Origin of the sequence: Synechococcus sp. RS9907 (genome assembly GCF_014279615.1) — a bacterium.
In the GTDB taxonomy this organism is placed as follows: Bacteria; Cyanobacteriota; Cyanobacteriia; order PCC-6307; family Cyanobiaceae; genus Parasynechococcus.
Map to the genome: position 1 here is coordinate 753,078 of NZ_CP047944.1, position 19,787 is coordinate 772,864.

The window sequence follows — 19,787 nt, forward strand, 5'->3', positions numbered from 1 at the left end:
TCCGGATGCCAGAAGCATGCCTTATCCCATCCCGCCCCGCAGCGCCTACCTCCACATTCCCTTCTGCCACCGGCGCTGTTACTACTGCGATTTCGCCGTGGTTCCCCTGGGGGACCAGGCCCGCGCCGACAACGGGCCTGGCAGTCGCTCGATCCGTGAGTACCTAGGCCTGCTGCATCGGGAAATCGCCTCTGCCCCAGGGGGTCCTCCCTTATCCACCGTTTACATCGGCGGGGGAACGCCATCGCTGTTGTGCCCCGATCAGATCGGAGCACTGATCAATGCCTTGGCCAACAAATTCGGTCTTCAACCGGGTGCGGAAATCACCCTGGAGATGGATCCGGCCACCTTTGATGCCGCGCAGTTGGCCTCCGTTCTGGCCCATGGCGTGAACCGCATCAGCCTGGGGGGGCAGAGCTTTGATGATGCGGTGCTCGAGCAGCTGGGGCGTCGGCATCGCCAGAGCGACCTCCATGCGGCGATCGACTGGCTGGTTCAGGCCTGGCGCGATGGCGCGCTTCGGTCCTGGAGTCTCGATCTCATCCAGAACCTCCCGGGCCAGACCCTGGCCGGGTGGGATGCGCAGTTGGATCAGGCCATTGCCAGTCAGGCTCCCCATCTCTCGATTTACGACCTCTCGGTGGAGCCGGGCACGGTGTTTGATCGCCGACGAACGCTTGGCCTGTTGCAGCTGCCGGAGGACGACCTGGCCGTTGCCTTGATGGAGCGGACCACACAACGGCTGTCGGCTGCTGGACTCAGCCGCTACGAGATTTCCAACCACGCCCGTCCGGGCCATGCCTCCCGTCACAACCGGGTGTACTGGAGCGGTGCCGGCTGGTGGGGTTTTGGCATGGGAGCGACATCAGCACCCTGGGGGGTGCGTTTGGCGCGACCCCGCACCCGCGCCGCCTACGCGGAATGGCTGGATCATCCTCCTGAGGAATCAGTCGCCGAGGCTGGACTCCCCCTGGATGATCAATTGCTGGTGGGTCTGCGGCGCCGGGAAGGGGTGACCCTTCAAGGTCTTGATGCCGATGCCCTGGTGCGCCGCTGGCAACCGTTCGTTGAGCGTGGATGGCTGCAGCAGCGGGCAGGCCGTTGGTGCCTCACCGACCCCGAGGGCATGGCCCTCAGCAATCAGGTGCTGATTGAGGTGATTCTGTGGTGGGAAGAGTGTTCTTCCGGGTCTGCTGGACCCAATCCTTCAACGCGTCGATGAACAGGCGGCGGCCATCCACCAGCGCTGGGCTGAAGGGAGGTTGTTTGGCGGTGAGCCCCAGCAGGTCTGCGGTGACGCGCACCTGGCCGTCGCAGCCGTCACCTGCCCCGATGCCGATCACCGGGATGGTCAGGGCCTGCTGCACCCGGCATGCCAGCTCGGCAGGAACATGTTCCAGCACCAGGGAGAAGCAGCCCTTCTGCTCGAGGGTGCGCGCCTGATCGACCAGGCGTTCCTGGCTGATGGCGTCCGTGGCCTGGCGCCTGTACCCCAGGCGATGCACGGCCTGCGGGGTGAGGCCCAGATGCCCCATCACGGGAATGCCCATGCGCACAAGACGGTCGATGACGGCGACAACCTCGGGTTCCGCCCCCTCCAATTTCACCGCCGCTGCGCTGGACTCCTTCAACAAACGCCCTGCAGCCGCCACGGCGAGGTCTTCGCCGCACTGGTAGCTGAGAAAGGGCAGGTCACAGACCAGCAGAGGCTGGTCGGCCGGCATGGCCGTCAATCCCCGGGCGACTGCCTGGGTGTGATGGAGCATCTGGTCCAGGCTCACCGGGAGTGTTGTGGCATGGCCCAGCGCCACCATCGCCAGTGAATCACCGATCAGCAGCACGTCTGCACCGGCGGCCTCGGCCAGAGCTGCAGAGAGGCTGTCCCAAGCGGTGAGCACGGCGATGGGTTGGCCCTTCTGCTTGAAGCGGGTCAGATCAGAAGGACGCATGCAGCTTCAGAACCCCTCGGGGGCTCATTGCTAGCATTCAGCCGATTCGGGCCCATGCGGCTCTGACGCCCAAATCTGGTCAGGACCGGAAGGGAGCAGCCACACGGGATGCTCAGGGCAGGCGTGGGTTCCGGGTCACCACATTCAAATGAGCCGTCAGACCGTGGGCCTGACGGGGGCATCACAACGTGCCATTGTCCTGTTGCTGACGGCGACGCAGGAACTCAGGAATGCGGGCGCCGTTCTCTTCGGGCTCCCCACGATTCAGCATTCCGGGCACGGAGCGGCTGCGCTCGCTGCGGTACGGCTGCTTGTTCTCGAAGCCTGTAGCGATCACCGTCACGTGGATCTCCCCTTCGAGGGCCTCATCCACCACAGCGCCCACGATGATGTTGGCTTCAGGATCGACAACGTCGTAGATCACCTCGGAAGCAGTGGTCATGTCCTCGAGGGTCATGTCCTTGCCACCACTGATGTTGATCACACAGCCTTTGGCGCCATCGATGCGCTCGGTTTCCAGGAGTGGGCTGGCGATCGCAGCCTGGGCAGCCTCCACCGCTCTTGAGCGACCGGAACCGATGCCAATGCCCAGCAGCGCCGTGCCTGCTTCGGTCATCACGGAGCGAACGTCAGCAAAGTCAACGTTCACCAGGCCCGGGCAGGTGATGATGTCGCTGATGCCTTTGACGCCCATGCGCAGGACGTCGTCCGCACTCCGGAAGGCTTCCTGAAGGGGAGCTCCGCCGATGGCATCACGCAGGCGGTCGTTGGGGATCACGATCAGGGTGTCCACGTGTTCCGCCAACCGAGCGATGCCTTCGTCGGCCTGACGCATGCGACGACGGCCCTCGAAGCTGAACGGCTTGGTCACGATGCCCACGGTGAGAGCACCGACTTCACGGGCGACTTCGGCCACCACTGGTGCTGCACCAGTCCCCGTTCCACCGCCCATGCCAGCGGCAATGAACACCAGATCGGAGCCCTGCAGTGCATCGTGCAGATCCGTGCGGGATTCCTCAGCTGCCTTCTGGCCGATGGTGGGGTTGCCGCCGGCACCTAGTCCGCGGGTCAGGGTCTGCCCCAACTGCAGCCGTTGCTGGGCCTGCGACTGGATCAGGGCCTGGGCATCGGTGTTGAGAACGCGGTATCCAACCCCTTCAAGGTCGCTGAGGATCATGCGGTTGACGGCATTGCTGCCGCCACCTCCAACGCCGATGACCTCGATGCGGGCGGACTGGCTGGGCTGGATACCCGCTGCCGTGAAAGACCCTGAGCCGCTCACCATCTCCATCGTCGAGGCAGAACCGTGTGGTTGCGTTGCATTATGTCCCTGAAGCCTTGTCTCGGCTTCAACAGATCACAAACCAGGAGCTGAGGTTGTGGTCTCCAGATTTTCCACCTGTTGGTTTCAGGGTTCAGTTTTGGGCTGCTTGGGGGCGGGTGGCGCCGGCAGTTGCAGTTCCGGGCGGTCCGGATTGCTGAGATCAAGGCTGCTGTGATGGGCCCCGCGCAGGTGCTTTGGCAACGTCTTGTTCAGATGGAGGATCGTTTCGATCTGGGTGTTTAAGAGGGCCGGTTCGCCACCGAGATCAATCCGGCCCAGCTCGGTGGTGATCAGACTGATGTTGCCGTCGGGATCAAGCACGATGGCTTTCAGCATCCCGGCGAAGCGATTCCGTTGTTGCAGCAGCGCAGCGACCTGACCGCGTTGCGGGCTATTCCAGCCGCGCACCATGATCTCCGTGAGCGGATCTGCTACGGCGTCGCTCAAGGGAATCCATTCACCTGCGGCGTTGAGCAGCCCCCGTTCCCGTCCAGCGGGTCCCCGACGCTCAGCGCGTGCGATGGGAATCTCCGGCTTCAGGCTGATGACGAGGCGAGCGGGGAACATCCGGCGCTGCACGTGAGCGCTGTGAACCGGCAAGACCCCGACCAGCTGTTGTTCCAGCTCCCTCGGACTGACCTCCAGCAGGGGTGAGGGAAAGCGAAGCTTGGCCGCCTCGATCACCTGATTGCTCTCAAGGGCAGCACCTCCGGTCAGGATGACTGCCTCAGGGCTCCGCAGCGTCCAGCCATGGCGCAGCAAGATCCAGCTGAATCCTCCACTGAGCAGCAGCAAGGCCACAAAGCGCCAGAGCTGAAGCAACAGGGTCTGGCGGCGCTGCCGGCGCAAGTCCCGGCGCCGGGCGACCTGCGCGGAAACCGGCCGTTGGGAGGATTTGTTGTTGGTCGAGACCCGGCTCACAGGTCGCATCGGGCCCGTGCCATCAGCTGCTCACCCCAGCTGCGCGCGCGGTCGGCATCAGAAAAGGGCACATCCATCTGCAAATTTTTCCCGATGAGGCGCAGCCGACAACGCCCCTGGGATTCGTCGGTGAGGGGCGCATCACCGGACGCCAGCGACATCAGTTCCACAAGCTCGAGTTTGCAGACGTCAAACGAGCCCTGATCCTGAAAACTTCCAGCTTCGAAGCTGCTCCAGTGCAGTTCACCGTCTTTCAGACGGGCACCACCACAACCATCGAGCTTGGCGAGTTCGGAGCCTTCGGCCCAGGTGCGAAAGAGGTTTTGGCGCCGCCGTTCCAGCCATCCGAGCGACGCCAGCAGCACAAAGGCCAGCAGCAGAGGAAACCAGAGCAGTCCGTGGCTCATGGGTTAGGCGAAGGACGCTGCGTTCATTCTCCTGCGGTTTGGATCAGTTTGTGCACCAACTGTTCGAGTGTTACGCCGCTGGCCGCCCAGAGCATCGGGAACATGCTCTGGGCCGTGAAACCAGGCAGGGTGTTGATTTCGTTGATCCAGAGCTGGTCGTTGGCGTCGTCGTAGAAGAAATCCACCCGACCCATGCCGTTGACGCCCACGGCAGCGCAAGCCTGCAGGGCCTGGGCGCGGATGCGGTCAGCCACTTCATCGGGTAGTGGAGCGGGAATCAACGTGGTGCTGCGCCCTGCGGTGTATTTCGTCTCGTAGTCGTACCAGTCCGCATCAAAACGAACCTCACCGATCACCGACGCTTCGAGCATGCGTCCCCCCAGGACGGCGCATTCCACCTCTCGGGCGTTGACGCCCTGCTCCACCACCAGCCTTGGATCGAGCGCTGCAGCCTGATTGAGGCCTGCTTCCAGTTCTTGGCGGGAACGCACCTTGCTGATGCCCACCGAGGAGCCGAGATTGGCGGGCTTCACAAAGCAGGGGTAGTTCAGTTCGCGTTCAATCCGATCCATGAGGGCCGATCGGCTGATCGCGTTCTCGAGTTCGGACGCGTGAAGGGCCACATAGGGCACCTGGGATAGGCCGGCGCTGGCGAAAGCAGATTTCATCGCCTGCTTGTCCATGCTGACGGCTGAGCCGAGCACGCCGGCACCAACGAACGGTTTGCCGGTCAGCTGGAACAACCCCTGAATGGTGCCGTCTTCTCCATTGGGACCATGCAGCACCGGGTACCAGAGGTCGACCGCATCACATCCCTCCGGGAACCCCTGGAATCCTGATGGGGGCAGAGGTGGGTTGAGCTCCGGTGCGGTTTCGGAGGCCAGGGTTGCCTCGGATAGATCTGTTCCCCACCAGCGACCATCACGGTCGATGTAGATCGGCTGCACCGTGTATCGCTCTCGGTTCTGCCCGCTGCGCAGGCCTCGCACGACGGTCGCCGCAGATCGGATCGACACGTCGTGCTCTCCAGAGCGGCCTCCAAAGACGAGCCCGACCGTGATGGGACTGGACGGCATGAATGCGGCGACCCCTGAGCGGTGGGAGCGCCAAAGGTATCAGCGTTGTGCTCAGTGGGGCAGGGGGCTTCCGCTGAGTGAAAAGGAGCGCACCGCATCGATGCGCACCGGCACGAGATCGCCCGCTTCGTAGGCACGACCATCCGCTCCGGTGGAGCTGAAGAAGGTCAGGCGATTGGTGCGGGTACGCCCCATCAGCTGCGATGGGTCCTTGGGGTTGATGCCCTCCGCCAGCACTTCTTCCGTGCGCCCCTCGTAGCGGGCATTGGCCTTGCGGGCGCAGCGTTCCACCAGGGCATTGATTTCGCGCAGGCGTTCCACCTTCACCTCCTCCGGCAGCTGGTTGTGCCAATGGGCTGCAGGGGTATTGGGCCGGGGTGAATAGGCCGCTGTGTTCACCTGATCGAAGCCAATCTCCTCGATCAGATCGAGGGTGCGGCGGTACTGCGCATCCGTCTCTCCGGGGAAGGCAACGATCACATCGGCACTGAGGGAGGCATCGGGCATGCGCTCACGGATGCGGTCGATGATCCTCCGGTAGCGCTCAACGGTGTAGCCCCGGGCCATGGCCTGCAACACGTCGTTGTCCCCGCTCTGAAACGGAATGTGGAAGTGTTCGCAGAGCTTGGGCAGGTCGGCACAGGCATCGATCAGCCGCTCGGTGAAGTAGCGCGGATGGCTGGTGGCAAAACGGATCCGTTCAATGCCCTCCACGTCGTGGACGTGATGGAGCAGATCCGTGAGGGTGTGTTGGCGGCGACCCTCCAGCGTGATGCCCGGCAGATCCCGTCCATAGGCATCAATGTTCTGGCCGAGCAGAGTGATTTCCTTGTAGCCCTGGGCGGCAAGACCCTCCATTTCCAGCTTGATCGCCTGGGGCAGCCGTGATTGTTCCTTGCCGCGCACGGAGGGCACCACGCAGTAAGTGCAACGTTCGTTGCAGCCGTAGATCACGTTCACCCAGCCACAGATGCTGCTGTCCCGGCGGGCCGTGGTGATGTCTTCAAGGATGTGGTGGTCTTCGGTGGCGACCACCTGCTGACCGCTGTCCACCTGCAGCAGAAGGGTTTCAAGCCGATTGGCGTGTTGCGGTCCCATCACCAGATCCAGCTCCGGCACCCGCCGGAGCAGGGACTCGCCCTCCTGCTGAGCAACGCAGCCCGCCACCACCAGGGTGAGGTTGGGGTTGCTGCGTTTCCTCTGGGCCTGTCTGCCGAGGTAGCTGTAAACCTTCTGCTCGGCGTTGTCCCGGATGGTGCAGGTGTTGTAGAGCACCAGATCGGCATCCAGTTCGGCTGACGCCTCCCGATAGCCCATGGCCTCCAGGATTCCCGCCATCCGTTCGGAGTCCGCCTTGTTCATCTGGCAGCCGAACGTGGTGATCCAGTAGCTGCCGCGCTGGGGGTTGGCGGTGGCGTCAGTGGCGAGGGGGGCGGAGGCGACCAAATCTCTGGCTCAAGCCTTCTCAGTGTGAGTCACAGCGGTGTTGTGTCAGTTTGGAGATTGACAGCCGGATGGCGATGGGCTGGGCCCTCACACGGTTTTCGCTCACCAAGGCCGTGCCCCTCACGATCAGCCGGGGCACCACCGCTGCCGTGGTGCGGTTGGAGCTCAGGTTGGAACGTGATGGGCTGGTGGGCCGAGGCGAGACCGGGGGATTTGAGACCGGCCACCGAGCCTTTGCCCTTGAGGCTGTGGAACAGGAACTGCTGGGGCTTTTGCCGCAACTGGAAGCTCTGGATCCCCACCGTCCGCAACGGTTTGAGCCCCTGCTTGCATCCCTGAGTCCCCCGGCCCGTTGTGCCATCGACCTGGCCTTGTGGGACTGGCATGGGCAACGGCTCGGCCATCCGCTGTGGCGGCTCTGGGGATTGGACCCAACCGAGGGTGTGGCCACCAGCGTCACCTTGGGACTGGCTTCTGTGGATGCCGTGTTGGATCGTCTCGAACGCTGGTGGACGCAGCTGCCGGCGACGCGGGTGAAGCTCAAGCTGGGCAGCCCCGACGGCTTGGACCACGACCTCAACCTGTTGGGGGCGGTGGCTCAGGCCATCACGGATCGATCCCAGCGGCAGGGTGTGGCCATCGAACTGCAGGTGGATGCCAATGGCGGATGGACTGTGAATCAGGCCAGGCAAATGCTGGAGCCCCTGGCCGCACACCAGGTGGTGCTGCTGGAGCAGCCTCTGGCTCCAGATCTGGATCCCACGCAGGACACAGCGGGATTCGCGGCGCTGCACCCGCACTGTCCGATGGCCTTGGTGGCGGATGAAAGTTGCTGGGATCTGGAGGATCTGCTGCGTCTGGCCCCAGTGGTGGATGGCGTGAATCTCAAGCTGCTCAAGACCGGGGGGCTCAGTCAGGCCTTGTTAATGGCCCAAGTGGCACAGAAGAAGGGGCTGGACCTGATGGTGGGTTGCTACTCCGACAGTTCGTTGTTGAACGGTGCAGCGGCCCAGATCTTGCCTCTGATTCGTTGGCCGGATCTCGACAGCCATCTCAACTTGGTGGATGACCCCTTTGTTGGCCTTGAGTTGCAGGACGATCGTCTGCGGCCTTCGGCGATGGCTGGATTGGGGATCCGCCAGGCAGGAGGCACAGCAGCGTGATGAGCGGGATTCAAGCGCCGTCGGGATTTCGGGAGATGCGGTTGGTGCTGCTCCAACACGGCGGTTTGGCCAGCCTCACCGGCAAGACCGGTCTGGCCATGCTCCGACACCGTGCTGGACCGATCGTCGCGGTGATCGATCCCAACCATGCGGGCCAGTCTCTGCAACGCGTCACCGGCATCCAGCGTGATGTGCCGGTGGTGGCGGACTTGTCTGCGGCTCTGCCCTACGCGCCTGAGGTTGCTGTGGTGGGCCTGGCTCCTTCGGGGGGGCGGCTGCCTGATCCTGTTCGCCACGACGCCTTGGCGGCGTTGCGCGCAGGCCTTCATCTCGCCAGCGGACTCCACACCCGCCTGGCCGATGATCCCGAACTGGCAGACGCCTGCTGGCGCGACCGTTGGATCTGGGATCTGCGCCGGGAGCCGGAAGGCCTCAACGTTGGCCAGGCACGCGCCGCAGAGCTTCCCTGCCGGCGCCTTCTGGCCATTGGCACCGATATGGCTGTCGGCAAGATGAGCGCATGCCTGTCTCTCCTGGAGGCAGCCCAGCGCTCCGGGATCCCCGCGCGCTTTGTGGGCACAGGGCAGGCCGGAATTCTGATCAGCGGAGAAGGGGTCGCCCTGGATGCTGTGCGCGTCGATTACGCCGCCGGTGCGGTGGAGGCGGCGGTGCTTCGCGCGGCGGCGGCTCTGCCGGAGCAGGGTCTTGTGCTGGTGGAGGGTCAGGGATCGCTCTGCCATCCGGCCTCCACGGCCACGTTGCCCCTGTTGCGGGGCACGCAGCCGACGGCCCTGTTGCTCGTGCATCGGGCAGCACAGCAGACCATCGATCGGCTGCCTCAGATCCCGCTTCCAAGCCTTGAGGCCTTGGTGGCCACCACAGAATCCCTGGCGAGCTGGGCGCGGCCTGATGGGGCTGCTGAGCCAGCCAAGGTGGCCGCTGTCGCCCTCAACACCGCCCGCCTTGATGAGGCTCAGGCTCGAGACGAGGTGGAGCGCATCCGCCAGACGCTGGGTCTGCCCTGCACGGATCCGATCCGCTGGGGAGCAGAACCGCTTCTCAGGGGTTTGTTGAGTTGTTGAAAGGGCGAGCGAGGGGATTCGAACCCCCGAATAGCGGCGCCACAAGCCGCTGCCTTAACCACTTGGCGACGCCCGCCGCGTCCGTGAGAATCTACCAACACGAGCTGCAGCCTGCCTGGTGTCCCCTTCATCGCGTCCGCAAGGTCGGTCTGCTCTAGCGATGTTGGCGGGGGGGATTGCAGCGGTCGGGGTGCTCTCGCTGGTGGTGTCCAACCCGTCGTTGGAGGACTACCAAGCTCACGCCGGTGATCAGCTGGTCCAGTTGGGCACCAAGGAACTGTGCGACGATCCGACCCTGCCGATGGTCCTGCGTCTCTGGATTCGCAATTGCCCTGAACTGATTGCCTCCCAGCGGGATGCACTGGGGGCGCTGGCGGGTCAGTTCACCACCCGCCGCAACTTGTTTGTGGCGAGTTTGTATTCCACTCGGATGGAAAGGAAGGAGGTGCTGCCCGGTCTGCACCTGCCTGGGTTTGAAGTGCTCAGCCTTGGTGTGGCTGGTCGTTTCGTGGTTCTCAGCACCGATGCCAGCAACGGAGCTGAGCGGTGATGGTCGCCCCGTCGCTTAAGGCCCAGCCGGGGAGTGGTGCCCTTGAGGCCTGGGCACCCCTGGGACTGCTGGATTTCGCCCCTGCAACGCCCCTGCCTGACGTCGAGAAGCAAGGGCTGACGCCCGTGCGCCTGGCCTGGGAGCAGGGGCGTCTGCGGGAGCCCCAGCCCCTGTCTGCCGAACGCGTGCCACCATCTCGAACGGTGTTGCCGCGCTTGGTCGACTGCCATGTCCATCTGGACAAGGCCTACACCTGGCAGGAGCATCCCAACCTCAGCGGCAGCTACGGGGGTGCCCTGAAGGCCAACCTGCGGGAGCACAGCTCCCGAACCTTGGCCTGCGTGCTTCAACGCGGAGAACGCGCCATGGAGAGAGCATTCGCCCATGGGCTGCGGGCCATGCGCAGCCATGTGGACAGTGGTGGCCCTGGCGCTGAACCCAGCTGGGATGCCTTGCTCACCCTGCAGCAGCGCTGGCGCCGCCGCATCGACTTGCAACTGGTGGCGCTGGTGCCCTTGGAATTCTGGTGTTCAGCTGAAGCGGATGCTCTGGCGCGTCGTGTGGCCGCCAGTGGCGGCTGCCTTGGTGGTGTTCTGACACCTCCTTGTGGATCGGCCGTGGTCACGGAGCAGTTGGAGGTGTTGTTGCGCCTGGCTGATCGCCACAACTGCGGCGTCGATCTGCACATCGATGAGGCGGATCACGGTGCGGCGCAGGGCATCGTTCAGCTGTTGAAGGCCCTGCAGCGCGTGCCGGTGCAGGTTCCCGTCACCTGCAGCCATGCCAGCAGTCTTTCCCTTCTGTCGGCGTCATCTCTGGCGCGGTTGGCAGAGCGCATGGCAGCAGCGCAGCTCAGTGTGATTGCCCTGCCCCTGACCAATGCCTGGTTGCTCGCACGGGCGGACGATGCCACCCCCCTTCAGCGTCCGCAGGCCCCGATCCGTCAGTTGCAACGTTCCGGTGTTCCGGTGGCGGTGGCGGGTGACAATGTGGCCGACCCCTGGTTCCCGGGAGGCGACTTCGACCCCTTGGCCCTGCTGGCTGCATCGATGCCGTTGACTCAGTTGTTGCCCTGGCAGCGTCTGGGCCTGGCCCCTTTCACCACGGCACCGCCGGCCATTCTTCAACTGGAATGGGATGGGGTGCTGCGGGCCGGCGCTCCTGCCGATCTGATCAGCATGGAGGGCCAGGGATGGTCGGACCTGATTCGTTCTGCTCCGCAGCGTCAGGTTCTCGTGGACGGCCACTGGCAGTCGTCGCCAGGCGCTAGACCCTGACCAGTGTTCCGCCACGCCATGGGTCGCGCCGAAGCCTTGATTGCCCTGCGGCAAGCCCTCAGCGTTGATCCGGAACTGGAGTTGTTGGATGAACCGGGGGAGCTGCAGCGCCATTCCCGGGACGCCTTTGAGTACTCCCCCGTGCTGACGCCGCGGCTGGAGGCCTGCCGTGCTGAGTTGGTGGTGCGTCCGCGCACGGTGGATGCCGTTGAACGGCTGGCTTCGGCCTGCGCCGAGCACCAGGTTCCCTTAACCCTGCGCGGCTCTGGGACAGGGAACTACGGCCAGTGTGTGCCTCTGCAGGGCGGCGTGGTGATGCTCACCACGGCCCTGCGGCAGATCCGCTCGATTGATCCGATCACCGGGGTGGTGACCGTGGAACCGGGCTGTGTGATGCGCGATCTGGATCAGGAGTTGCGCCGCCATGGACGCCAGCTGCGCTTGATGCCCAGCACCTGGCGCAGCGCCACCATTGGCGGCTTTGTGGCAGGGGGCTCTGGGGGCATCGGTTCCCTGCGCTGGGGCTTCCTGCGGGATCCAGGCCATCTGCTCGGGTTGGAGATCGTGCCGCTACGCCCCGATGCCCGGCGCCATCAACTCGGCGAGATGGATGCGGAGGCTTTGAATCACGCCTACGGCACCAACGGCATCATCACGGCCCTCAGCCTGGCCACAGCTCCAGCGGTCAACTGGCACCAGGTGAGCGTGGACTGCGAGCACTGGGAGCAGGCGATTGAGCTGATGCAACGGATCGCTGCCTCGGCCTTGGATCTCCATTTGGCGAGCCTGCTGGAACAGCCGCTGTTGCCCCGGATGCCCAGCTGGGGTGGTCCTGTCGTCTCGGCGCACCGGCTGCTGTTGCTCGTTGCCCCCGATGGGCTCAACAGCCTGCAACGGATGGCGCAGTCAGCTGGCGCCATCCTGCGGGATCTCGGCCCTGAGGATCTCTCCGGGGGCAATGGCTTGCGCGAGCTGAGCTGGAACCACACCACCCTGCATGTGCGGGCTTCAGAGCCGGGATGGACCTACCTGCAGATGTTGTTGCCGCAACCGGAGGCCCCAGCGATGGCGGCCTTGAAGCAGCGCTGGGGTTATGCCCTGCTCTGGCATCTCGAGCTTGTGCGTCAGCAGGGCTGTCCTCGGCTGGCGGCTCTACCGCTGGTGCGTTGGCAGGGGGCAGATCAGCTGAACCGTGTGATGGACGACTGCAGGGCCGCGGGTGCCGTGTTGTTCAACCCCCACGTGATCACGGTGGAAGACGGCGGCCTTGGCGTCATCGATGCCGATCAAGTGGCGGCCAAGCAGCGCTTTGATCCCGAGGGCCTGCTGAATCCCGGCAAGCTTCGAGGTTGGGAGGAGCGCTCCTGAGGATCAGCAGCCCAAGCTGTCGAAGGTGGAAACTCCGGTGCTGGGGTTGATGCCATCGGCCTCGCTGCACAGCCGGCGTTGATCATCACGATCGAGCAGGGCATCCGTGAAATCGGCCCCCTCGATCTGAGCGTTGCTGAAGCTGCTGCCCGAGGCAATGATCCCCGTCAGCACAGCATTGCGTAGATCGGTGGCGACGAAGTCGGCGCGATCCATCAGGGCGTCGGAGAGGTCAGCTCCCTGGAAATCAGCTTCGGCGAAGGCCCCTTGGGTGAGGATCGCGCCATGCAGGTTGGCGCCTCGGAAATTCGCTCCGCGGCCCACGGCACCGGCGAAGGATGTGTTGGCCAGGTTCTGCCCCTCGAAGTCGCCGTCGCTCTGGTTGGTGAGCGTGTAGTCCACCTTTTCCTGGAACAGGGCACGATCCTGCAGTCCCACCCCAGCTGAGGTGTCCAGGGCCGGGACCGGCGTTGCCATGAGCAGGAGGGGCAGGAGAAGGCCCAGCAACCGGGAGATTCGCAGCACAGTTGACGCCCAAGCTGTGCTCACTCTGCCGTTACAACGCCGCGAGCGAACAGGTCACCGATCAGATACAGCGATCCGGCAACAATCGGCATCGGTGTCGGCCATCCATTGCTGCTGAGCTGGTGCAGCACGCTTTCGAGGCCGTCGGCCTCCTGCAGCTGGTGCTCGAGTTGGGGCAGTGCCTGGAGGAGGGCCGAACGACTCCAGCTCCTGTGGCTCGGCACCGGAATGATCCAGGCCTGGTCCTGGGGCTGCAGCAGCGTCTGGAGCATGGCGACAGCGTCCTTATGGGCTTGAATCGCCAGGATCCAAACAACACCGTTGCGGGCACCACTCCACTGGCTGCGTTCTTCGGCCAGCTGCACTGCGGCCGGTGGATTGTGGGCTCCATCGAGGCGAAGCGTGTGGACGCCCCAATGCACGGTTTGCAGGCGACCGGGCCAGTGGGCTGTGGCGAAGCCCTCCTGAATCACCGCTTCAGGTAACGACCAGCCCAGGCCCGAGAGGGCTTGCAAGGCACCGAGGGCTACAGCGGCGTTGCTGCGCTGAATGGCGCCGGGCAAGCCCAGTTGCCAGCTGGAATTCAGCGGCTTCACCCAGTGGAGCGTGGCCTGCTGAGTGCGGCAGGTTGTTTCCAGAACCTCCTGCACTTCAGGGGCTTGGGCGCCACTGATCACTGTCGCCTGAGGCGGGATCGCTGCCGCTTTTTCGGTTGCGATGGCGGTGAGGCTGTGGCCCAGGTGCTCGCAGTGGTCCAACCCAATGCTGGCGACGGCCACCACAGGACGGCAGGGATGGGCCGTGGTGGCATCAAGCCGTCCCCCCAGCCCCACTTCCAGCACCAGCAGCTCGCAGGCGTGCCGGTGGAACTCCAACAGGGCGGCGGTCACCAGCAGTTCAAACGGGGTGAGCCGATGCCGTTCGCTCAGCGGCTGGAGCGCCTGCAACCGGCTGCGCAGGGTTTCAACCGCAATGGGGGTCCCCTTGATCCGGATGCGTTCGCACCAGCTCACCAGGTGAGGGGAGGTGGTGACCCCGCAGCGGAGGCCGGCGGCACAGAGGGCTGATTCCAGAAAGCTGACGATGGATCCCTTCCCGTTGGTGCCCAGCACCTGAATCGCGGGAATCGTCCGACAGGGATGGTTGAGCTCGTGCAGGGCCGCATCCATGCGATCCAACTGCAGATCCATGCCACGCAGGTCGAAGCGTGGGATCAGATCAGACAGATCGTCCACTCAGCTGAGAGTGGAGAGGGTCGCCGCAAGACGGCGCAGCAGCTCGCGCACCTCGCGCTTGTTGATGGTCAGTGGGGGCACCATGCGCAGCACCGAGGGGCCGGCCGCCACCAGCAGCAGACCGTGGTCGATGGCGGATTTCGCCAGTGCGGGGGCCGTCCAACTGCTGCCCTCCCGGATCACGATGCCCTGCAGCAGGCCCCAGCCCCGCACGCCTTGCAGGTGCTCGGGGAAACAGTTCACAAGCTCCTGGAGCCCGTCGCGCAGTTGTTCGCCTCGGGCTGTGACGTTGGTCAGCAGATCCCGTCGTTCGATTTCGGTGGCCACCGTCAACCCCGCCCGGCAGGCAAAGGGATTGCCGCCGAAGGTGCTGGCATGGTCGCCGGGTTCAAACACATCAGCTGACGCGTTCACCAGCAGGGCACCAATGGCATGACCACCGCCCAGGCCCTTGGCCAGGGTGAAGGCGTCAGGGGTGATCCCCAGTTGCTCATAACCCCAGAGGCGGCCACTCCGCCCCATGCCCACCTGAACCTCATCAAGGATCAGCAGGATGTTCCGCTCCGTGCAGATCTCGCGCAGGCGTGAGAAGAAAGCGCGGTCTCCAGGGTTGACGCCACCCTCTCCTTGCAGGGGTTCAACCAGAACGGCCGCGATCGAGGGACCGGACTGTTCGTAGCGGTGGATCAGGGCTTCGAGGGCCTTCAGATCGTTGTAGGGGAAATAATCAAACCCGGTCACCATGGGCTCAAAACCCTTGTGGTACTTGGGTTGACCGGTGGCGGTGACCGCCGCGAGCGTGCGGCCATGGAAGCTGGCTGCTGCCGTGAGGATCACCGGCTGTTCGATGCCGCGCCGTTGATGGCCGTGCTTGCGCGCCAGCTTGATCGCGGCCTCATTGGCTTCGGCGCCGGAATTGCAGAAGAAGACGCTGTCGGCACAGCTGTTGCGCACCAGCCAGCTGGCCAGCTCTTCCTGTTCCGGAATCCGATAGAGATTGGACACATGCTGGAGCCGTCCCAGCTGCTTGCGCAGAGCCCGCTGCATGGCCCTGTCGCTGTGGCCCAGGGTGCAGGTGGCAATGCCAGCAACAGCATCCAGGTAGCGCCGCCCTTGGGTGTCCTTGACCCAGCAGCCCTTTCCCTTGGCCAGAGCCAAAGGGAAACGGCCGTAGGTGTTCATGACGGCGGAGGGATGGGAGCCGGGGGACTTGAACCCCCAAGACCAGTGGCCGGCTGATTTTGAGTCAGCTGCGTCTACCAATTCCGCCAGGCTCCCGCACAGGGATTGTATTGATTGAAGGGCCCCTCTTCAGAGGATGTTGCGCTTCACCTCAGCGCCAGCAGCGCTGAGCTTGGCTTCGAGGTCGTCGTAGCCCCGATCAAGGTGCTTCAGACCAGCCACTTCGGTGATTCCTTTGGCGGAGAGGCCAGCCAGCACCATGGCAGCGGCTGCACGGAGGTCGGTGCCGGTGACGGGCGCCGCGCTCAGCTGAGCCACGCCTTCAATGATGGCTGTGCTGCCCTTGAGCCGAATCGATGCCCCCATGCGCTGCAGCTCGGCCACATGTTGCAGCCGGTTTTCATAGATCTTCTCGCTGATCACGCTGGTGCCCTTCGCGGTGCACATCAGGGCCATGAACGGTGCCTGAAGATCGGTTGGAAACCCGGGAAACGGTTGGGTGGTGATGTCCACGGCCGTGATCTCGCCGGGGGTGATCGTCACGGCTCTCCCCTTGATCTCGATGGAGCAGCCGCAATCGCGAAGCTTTTGGATCACAGCGCTGAGATGCTCGGGAATCACGGGCTCCACCACCAGTGGTGAGCGCGTGATGGCGGCCGCCATCAGGAACGTTCCGGCTTCGATGCGATCCGGGATCACCGGATAGTTGGTGCAACCACGGAGCCGCTCCACCCCTTGAACGGTGATCACCGGGCCGCCAGCGCCGCTCACCTGGGCGCCCATGCTGTTGAGCAGGTTGGCCAGGTCCTGCACTTCAGGTTCCTGAGCAGCGTTTTCGATGGTGGAGACCCCATCGGCCAGCACCGCTGCCATCAGAATGGTTTCGGTGGCGCCAACGCTGGGGCAGTCGAGCACGATCTGAGCGCCTGTCAGGCGTTTTTTGCTGCCGGGTACTGAGGCCGTGACAATTCCGTGCTCCACGTTGACGACGGCGCCGAGGGCTTTCAGACCGCGGATGTGTTCGACAACGGGACGAGCCCCGATGCGGCAACCCCCTGGAAGGGGGACCCGCGCGTGTCCCAGGCGTCCGAGCAGGGGGCCAATACTGAAAAAACTGGCGCGAAGGCTGTTGACCAGCTCGTAGGGAGGGGCCGAGCCACTGAGCTCGGCGGCTGTGAGGCGAATGCAGTCCGACTGCCTGTCGACCTGAACCCCCAGAGCTTCAAGGATGGCGCTCATGCCATCGATGTCTGTCAGGGAGGGAATGTTGGTCAGCTCAATGGTCTCCTCACTCAGGAGGCTGGCTGTCATCAGCACCAGGGCGGAGTTCTTCGCGCCGCTGACGCGAAGCGTTCCCTTCAAGGCGTGTCCGCCGCTGACGTTGAGGCGTTGCTTGAGACTCTCCTGAGACGCTTCTGCAACGGCCATCATCGATGAGCTGATCCCCTATGTCCGGATTTTGGCAACAGTCTTTGAGACCGTCTAGACGGCCGGCGTCCAAACTGGACAGTTTGTTACGGGGCAGGGGCAGCCACGGATCGGCGATGCCCTATGTTCATCCGGTCGAACACGACACGCCAGCGGATGTGGCGGAATTGGTAGACGCGCTAGTTTCAGGTACTAGTGGTGGCAACATCGTGGGAGTTCAAGTCTCCCCATCCGCACTAACTTTGTCGGGTAGCAGCTCTCGACAACCATGATCGTTCTCAAGATCTCCAATGCTTCGGAAGTTGTTGCTTCCAAGGTTGGCAAGTTCCTTGAGCTGCTCACTCCTGATTCCATCGATCACACCACCGTTGAGGATCAAGTGATCAAAAAGATGATCGAAAACCTTGCGGCGGAGGGAATCAAGGGGGAGATCGCAGCCATCAACGGCCTTGAGTTGGAAGGCGAAAATCTGAGCGTCCACAAAGGCTTGAACGTGCGCAAACACGCAGCGTTCTGAGTCGTTCCCTGGATTCCTCCTCTCCCCTGATCAGCAGCCGACGCAATCCCCTGGTCAAACGGCTGAGAACCCTGGCCACCCGTGCGGGGCGAGAGGCCGAGGGGCTGTTGCTTCTTGAGGGCACCCACCTGTTGCAGGAAGTTCTCAGGCAGGGCAACGCGCCCGAGGAAATCATCGCGACCGAAGCCTGGTTGCAAGGTCATTCGGCCCTGGCTGCACGTTGTTCTCAGGCGCGATGGCGGATCGTCACCGATGAGGTGTTGCGGGCTGCGCTCACAACAGTCACACCCGATGGTGTTGCCTGCCTGAGCCCCCTGGATCGACTGCCCACTGTCCCTTCAGAGCTGGATTTTCTCCTTGTGCTGGATCGGATTCAGGATCCTGGAAATCTGGGCACATTGCTGCGCACAGCCCTGGCGGCTGACGTCAACGCGGTCTGGATGGGAGCTGGTGTTGATCCCCTCGGCACGAAGGTGTTGCGGGCCTCTGCCGGTGCTCTGCTTCAGCTGCCGCATCAACGCTTTGGCCCGAGCGAAGCGATGGCGATTTCACAGCTTCAGCAGGAACTGAAGCACCTGGTGGCCTTGGGTGTGCAGGTGGTGGCCACCCTTGTGCCCGATGCGACCAAGGCTGACCCCCCTGTTCCCTACTGGGATCTCGACTGGACGCTGCCGACGGCGCTGGTGCTGGGAACCGAGGGTGCAGGTCTGCATCCGGACCTGCAAGCCTGCTGCACCCATGCCGTCACGCTCCCCCACAGCGCACGGGTGGAATCCCTGAATGTGGCGTCTGCAGCTGTTCCTCTCCTTCTGGAGCGGCGAAGAGCGACAATGACCGCCACATCGCAGCAGTTCGGGTGAGCGACGCCAGCTTCGACTTCGACGTCATTGTTATTGGAGCCGGCTACGGCGGCTTCGACGCTGCCAAACATGCCGCCGAACACGGCCTGAAGACGGCGATCGTTGAATCCCGAGATATGGGTGGCACCTGTGTGAACAGGGGCTGTGTTCCCTCCAAGGCGCTGCTGGCTGCCAGTGGAAAAGTGCGGGAACTGGCGGACGACAAGCACCTCGCGAGCTTTGGAATTCATGCTGCTCCTGTGCGGTTCGAGCGGCAGAAGATCGCTGATCACGCCAATCAGCTGGTTCAGACCATTCGCACCAACCTCACCAAAACCCTTGAGCGGGCAGGGGTGACGATCCTCCGAGGCCACGGCCGTCTGGAGGGCAGCCAGAAGGTGGGGCTGCGGGAGCCCAGCGGGGTGGACAGGGTGCTGACCGCCAAGGACGTGATCATCGCCACGGGGTCTGATCCCTTTGTGCCGCCAGGCATCGAAACCGATGGCCGCACGGTGTTCACCAGCGACGAAGCCATCAACCTGGAATGGCTGCCCCGTTGGATCGCCATCATCGGCAGCGGTTACATCGGCCTTGAATTCGCTGATGTGTACACCGCCCTCGGTTGCGAGGTGACGATGATCGAGGCCATGGACAAGGTGATGCCCACCTTTGATCCCGACATCGCCAAGATCGCTGGGCGTCATCTGATTGATGGTCGCGATATCGATGCGCGTTCCGGTCTGCTGGCCCGCAAGGTCACCCCGGGCTGTCCCGTGCAGATCGAACTGGCTGATTTCAACAGCCGTGAACTGGTGGAGACCCTGGAGGTGGATGCCGTTCTGGTGGCCACCGGGCGTGTTCCCAGCAGCAAGGGCCTCAACCTCGAGTCACTCAATGTGGAGACGAACCGTGGCTTCGTTCCGATCGACGACGCCATGCGCGTTCTGGTGAATGGCCAACCTGTTCCCCATCTCTGGGCCGTCGGCGACGTGACCGGCAAGCTGATGCTGGCCCACACGGCTGCTGCCCAAGGCACCGTTGCGGTGGACAACATCCTTGGCAATGGGCGCGAGATCGATTACCGCAGCATTCCGGCAGCCACCTTCACCCATCCCGAGATCAGCTCTGTTGGCCTGACCGAGGCGGATGCCAAAGCTTTGGCGGAGAAGGATGGCTTCCAGCTTGGTTCCGTTCGCAGCTACTTCAAGGCCAATTCCAAAGCTCTGGCTGAGCTGGATAGCGATGGCCTGATGAAGCTGCTGTTCAACAAAACCAGTGGTGAAGTGCTTGGCGCCCACATCTATGGACTTCACGCCGCCGACCTTATCCAGGAGGTGGCCAATGCCGTTGCCCGGCGCCAGAGCGTGCGTCAGCTCGCCACCGAAGTGCACACCCACCCGACCCTCAGCGAGGTGGTGGAGGTCGCTTACAAGCAAGCAGCCGCCCAGCTGGCGGCCTGATCCCGTCCCACTTTTTCGTTCCAGTCTTTTCCCTCTTC

19 protein-coding genes, 3 tRNA genes and 1 other RNA gene are annotated in these 19,787 nt (G+C 63.7%); 11 read left to right on the top strand and 12 right to left on the bottom strand.

Annotation, left to right across the window (positions count from 1 at the left end; all coding sequences use genetic code 11):
- Positions 1-16 precede the first annotated feature (16 nt).
- The gene (gene hemW, locus SynRS9907_RS04155; protein ID WP_188021914.1) at positions 17-1,222 is read left to right on the top strand and encodes a radical SAM family heme chaperone HemW; all 1,206 of its coding nucleotides are present in this window, start codon (positions 17-19) and stop codon (positions 1,220-1,222) included.
- On the opposite strand, the gene panB is transcribed toward hemW, so the two are convergent.
- A complete protein-coding gene (panB, locus tag SynRS9907_RS04160) occupies positions 1,134-1,949 on the bottom strand; it encodes a 3-methyl-2-oxobutanoate hydroxymethyltransferase (protein WP_188021915.1) in 816 nt (271 codons plus the stop codon). The genes hemW and panB overlap by 89 nt on opposite strands.
- A gap of 43 nt (positions 1,950-1,992) precedes the next feature.
- Here panB and ffs point away from each other — a divergent pair.
- Positions 1,993-2,090, top strand: an RNA gene (ffs, locus tag SynRS9907_RS04165) — signal recognition particle sRNA small type.
- Positions 2,091-2,130: 40 nt separating this feature from the next.
- Here the strand turns inward: ffs and ftsZ are convergent.
- The 5 genes from ftsZ to miaB form a co-directional block, all read right to left on the bottom strand.
- Complete coding sequence (gene ftsZ / locus SynRS9907_RS04170) at positions 2,131-3,240, bottom strand: cell division protein FtsZ (protein WP_188021916.1); 1,110 nt, start codon at positions 3,238-3,240, stop codon at positions 2,131-2,133.
- A 117-nt stretch (positions 3,241-3,357) separates the two neighbouring features.
- On the bottom strand, positions 3,358-4,203 hold the full coding sequence (locus tag SynRS9907_RS04175) for a cell division protein FtsQ/DivIB (RefSeq protein WP_255445984.1): 846 nt from the start codon (positions 4,201-4,203) through the stop codon (positions 3,358-3,360).
- A complete protein-coding gene (locus tag SynRS9907_RS04180) occupies positions 4,191-4,601 on the bottom strand; it encodes a hypothetical protein (RefSeq protein WP_188021917.1) in 411 nt (136 codons plus the stop codon). Before SynRS9907_RS04180 ends, SynRS9907_RS04175 begins: the two co-directional genes overlap by 13 nt.
- Before the next feature lie 23 nt (positions 4,602-4,624).
- The gene (locus SynRS9907_RS04185; protein WP_188021918.1) at positions 4,625-5,677 is read right to left on the bottom strand and encodes a D-alanine--D-alanine ligase family protein; all 1,053 of its coding nucleotides are present in this window, start codon (positions 5,675-5,677) and stop codon (positions 4,625-4,627) included.
- 51 nt (positions 5,678-5,728) lie between these two features.
- Positions 5,729-7,123 (bottom strand): tRNA (N6-isopentenyl adenosine(37)-C2)-methylthiotransferase MiaB, encoded by a 1,395-nt coding sequence (gene miaB / locus SynRS9907_RS04190; RefSeq protein ID WP_188021919.1) that lies wholly within the window; start codon positions 7,121-7,123, stop codon positions 5,729-5,731.
- 74 nt (positions 7,124-7,197) lie between these two features.
- Here miaB and SynRS9907_RS04195 point away from each other — a divergent pair, with 74 nt between their 5' ends.
- Positions 7,198-8,286 (top strand): dipeptide epimerase, encoded by a 1,089-nt coding sequence (locus tag SynRS9907_RS04195; protein ID WP_188022355.1) that lies wholly within the window; start codon positions 7,198-7,200, stop codon positions 8,284-8,286.
- Positions 8,286-9,368: a DUF1611 domain-containing protein gene (locus tag SynRS9907_RS04200; RefSeq protein WP_188021920.1), complete on the top strand. Its 1,083-nt coding sequence runs from the start codon at positions 8,286-8,288 to the stop codon at positions 9,366-9,368. Before SynRS9907_RS04195 ends, SynRS9907_RS04200 begins: the two co-directional genes overlap by 1 nt.
- A 3-nt stretch (positions 9,369-9,371) precedes the next feature.
- Here the strand turns inward: SynRS9907_RS04200 and SynRS9907_RS04205 are convergent.
- A tRNA-His gene (locus SynRS9907_RS04205) sits at positions 9,372-9,444 on the bottom strand.
- 84 nt (positions 9,445-9,528) lie between these two features.
- On the opposite strand from SynRS9907_RS04205, the gene SynRS9907_RS04210 reads away from it, so the two are divergent.
- Genes SynRS9907_RS04210 through SynRS9907_RS04220 form a run of 3 tightly spaced genes read left to right on the top strand, consistent with a single transcriptional unit; the run spans position 9,529 to position 12,563 of the window.
- The gene (locus SynRS9907_RS04210; RefSeq protein ID WP_188022356.1) at positions 9,529-9,918 is read left to right on the top strand and encodes a DUF4359 domain-containing protein; all 390 of its coding nucleotides are present in this window, start codon (positions 9,529-9,531) and stop codon (positions 9,916-9,918) included.
- A complete protein-coding gene (locus SynRS9907_RS04215; RefSeq protein WP_188021921.1) occupies positions 9,918-11,195 on the top strand; it encodes an amidohydrolase family protein in 1,278 nt (425 codons plus the stop codon). Before SynRS9907_RS04210 ends, SynRS9907_RS04215 begins: the two co-directional genes overlap by 1 nt.
- Positions 11,196-11,213: 18 nt before the next feature.
- Positions 11,214-12,563 (top strand): FAD-binding oxidoreductase, encoded by a 1,350-nt coding sequence (locus SynRS9907_RS04220; protein ID WP_188021922.1) that lies wholly within the window; start codon positions 11,214-11,216, stop codon positions 12,561-12,563.
- A 3-nt stretch (positions 12,564-12,566) separates the two neighbouring features.
- Here SynRS9907_RS04220 and SynRS9907_RS04225 read toward each other — a convergent pair whose 3' ends face one another.
- From SynRS9907_RS04225 to murA, 5 genes are all read right to left on the bottom strand, one after another.
- The gene (locus tag SynRS9907_RS04225) at positions 12,567-13,040 is read right to left on the bottom strand and encodes a pentapeptide repeat-containing protein (RefSeq protein ID WP_255445985.1); all 474 of its coding nucleotides are present in this window, start codon (positions 13,038-13,040) and stop codon (positions 12,567-12,569) included.
- A 68-nt stretch (positions 13,041-13,108) separates the two neighbouring features.
- Positions 13,109-14,323, bottom strand: coding sequence for a folylpolyglutamate synthase/dihydrofolate synthase family protein (locus tag SynRS9907_RS04230; protein ID WP_188021924.1), 1,215 nt, complete (start codon positions 14,321-14,323; stop codon positions 13,109-13,111).
- Positions 14,324-15,505, bottom strand: a complete 1,182-nt coding sequence (locus tag SynRS9907_RS04235) for an aspartate aminotransferase family protein (RefSeq protein WP_188021925.1) — start codon at positions 15,503-15,505, stop codon at positions 14,324-14,326.
- A gap of 13 nt (positions 15,506-15,518) precedes the next feature.
- Positions 15,519-15,601, bottom strand: a tRNA-Leu gene (locus SynRS9907_RS04240).
- Between the two features lie 33 nt (positions 15,602-15,634).
- Positions 15,635-16,936 carry a UDP-N-acetylglucosamine 1-carboxyvinyltransferase gene (gene murA, locus SynRS9907_RS04245; protein WP_188021926.1) on the bottom strand — a complete coding sequence of 434 codons (1,302 nt, stop codon included), beginning with the start codon at positions 16,934-16,936 and terminating at the stop codon, positions 15,635-15,637.
- Positions 16,937-17,085: 149 nt separating this feature from the next.
- On the opposite strand from murA, the gene SynRS9907_RS04250 reads away from it, so the two are divergent.
- From SynRS9907_RS04250 to lpdA, 4 genes are all read left to right on the top strand, one after another.
- A tRNA-Leu gene (locus SynRS9907_RS04250) sits at positions 17,086-17,169 on the top strand.
- A gap of 32 nt (positions 17,170-17,201) precedes the next feature.
- Positions 17,202-17,450: a hypothetical protein gene (locus SynRS9907_RS04255; RefSeq protein WP_188021927.1), complete on the top strand. Its 249-nt coding sequence runs from the start codon at positions 17,202-17,204 to the stop codon at positions 17,448-17,450.
- Between the two features lie 26 nt (positions 17,451-17,476).
- Positions 17,477-18,310 carry an RNA methyltransferase gene (locus SynRS9907_RS04260; RefSeq protein WP_188022357.1) on the top strand — a complete coding sequence of 278 codons (834 nt, stop codon included), beginning with the start codon at positions 17,477-17,479 and terminating at the stop codon, positions 18,308-18,310.
- The gene (gene lpdA, locus SynRS9907_RS04265) at positions 18,307-19,749 is read left to right on the top strand and encodes a dihydrolipoyl dehydrogenase (protein ID WP_188021928.1); all 1,443 of its coding nucleotides are present in this window, start codon (positions 18,307-18,309) and stop codon (positions 19,747-19,749) included. The genes SynRS9907_RS04260 and lpdA overlap by 4 nt, the downstream gene beginning before the upstream one ends.
- Positions 19,750-19,787: the final 38 nt, after the last annotated feature.

What these genes read in the sequence shown, in the direction of transcription:
- SynRS9907_RS04180 (WP_188021917.1), bottom strand. Translation starts at nt 4,601, where the DNA reads ATGAGCCACGGACTGCTCTGGTTTCCTCTGCTGCTGGCCTTTGTGCTG.
- SynRS9907_RS04255 (WP_188021927.1), top strand. Translation starts at nt 17,202, where the DNA reads ATGATCGTTCTCAAGATCTCCAATGCTTCGGAAGTTGTTGCTTCCAAG.
- ftsZ (WP_188021916.1), bottom strand. Translation starts at nt 3,240, where the DNA reads ATGGAGATGGTGAGCGGCTCAGGGTCTTTCACGGCAGCGGGTATCCAG.
- hemW (WP_188021914.1), top strand. Translation starts at nt 17, where the DNA reads ATGCCTTATCCCATCCCGCCCCGCAGCGCCTACCTCCACATTCCCTTC.
- SynRS9907_RS04200 (WP_188021920.1), top strand. Translation starts at nt 8,286, where the DNA reads ATGAGCGGGATTCAAGCGCCGTCGGGATTTCGGGAGATGCGGTTGGTG.
- SynRS9907_RS04195 (WP_188022355.1), top strand. Translation starts at nt 7,198, where the DNA reads ATGGGCTGGGCCCTCACACGGTTTTCGCTCACCAAGGCCGTGCCCCTC.
- murA (WP_188021926.1), bottom strand. Translation starts at nt 16,936, where the DNA reads ATGATGGCCGTTGCAGAAGCGTCTCAGGAGAGTCTCAAGCAACGCCTC.
- SynRS9907_RS04215 (WP_188021921.1), top strand. Translation starts at nt 9,918, where the DNA reads ATGGTCGCCCCGTCGCTTAAGGCCCAGCCGGGGAGTGGTGCCCTTGAG.
- SynRS9907_RS04225 (WP_255445985.1), bottom strand. Translation starts at nt 13,040, where the DNA reads ATGGCAACGCCGGTCCCGGCCCTGGACACCTCAGCTGGGGTGGGACTG.
- SynRS9907_RS04175 (WP_255445984.1), bottom strand. Translation starts at nt 4,203, where the DNA reads ATGCGACCTGTGAGCCGGGTCTCGACCAACAACAAATCCTCCCAACGG.
- panB (WP_188021915.1), bottom strand. Translation starts at nt 1,949, where the DNA reads ATGCGTCCTTCTGATCTGACCCGCTTCAAGCAGAAGGGCCAACCCATC.
- SynRS9907_RS04235 (WP_188021925.1), bottom strand. Translation starts at nt 15,505, where the DNA reads ATGAACACCTACGGCCGTTTCCCTTTGGCTCTGGCCAAGGGAAAGGGC.
- SynRS9907_RS04220 (WP_188021922.1), top strand. Translation starts at nt 11,214, where the DNA reads ATGGGTCGCGCCGAAGCCTTGATTGCCCTGCGGCAAGCCCTCAGCGTT.
- SynRS9907_RS04185 (WP_188021918.1), bottom strand. Translation starts at nt 5,677, where the DNA reads ATGCCGTCCAGTCCCATCACGGTCGGGCTCGTCTTTGGAGGCCGCTCT.
- SynRS9907_RS04210 (WP_188022356.1), top strand. Translation starts at nt 9,529, where the DNA reads ATGTTGGCGGGGGGGATTGCAGCGGTCGGGGTGCTCTCGCTGGTGGTG.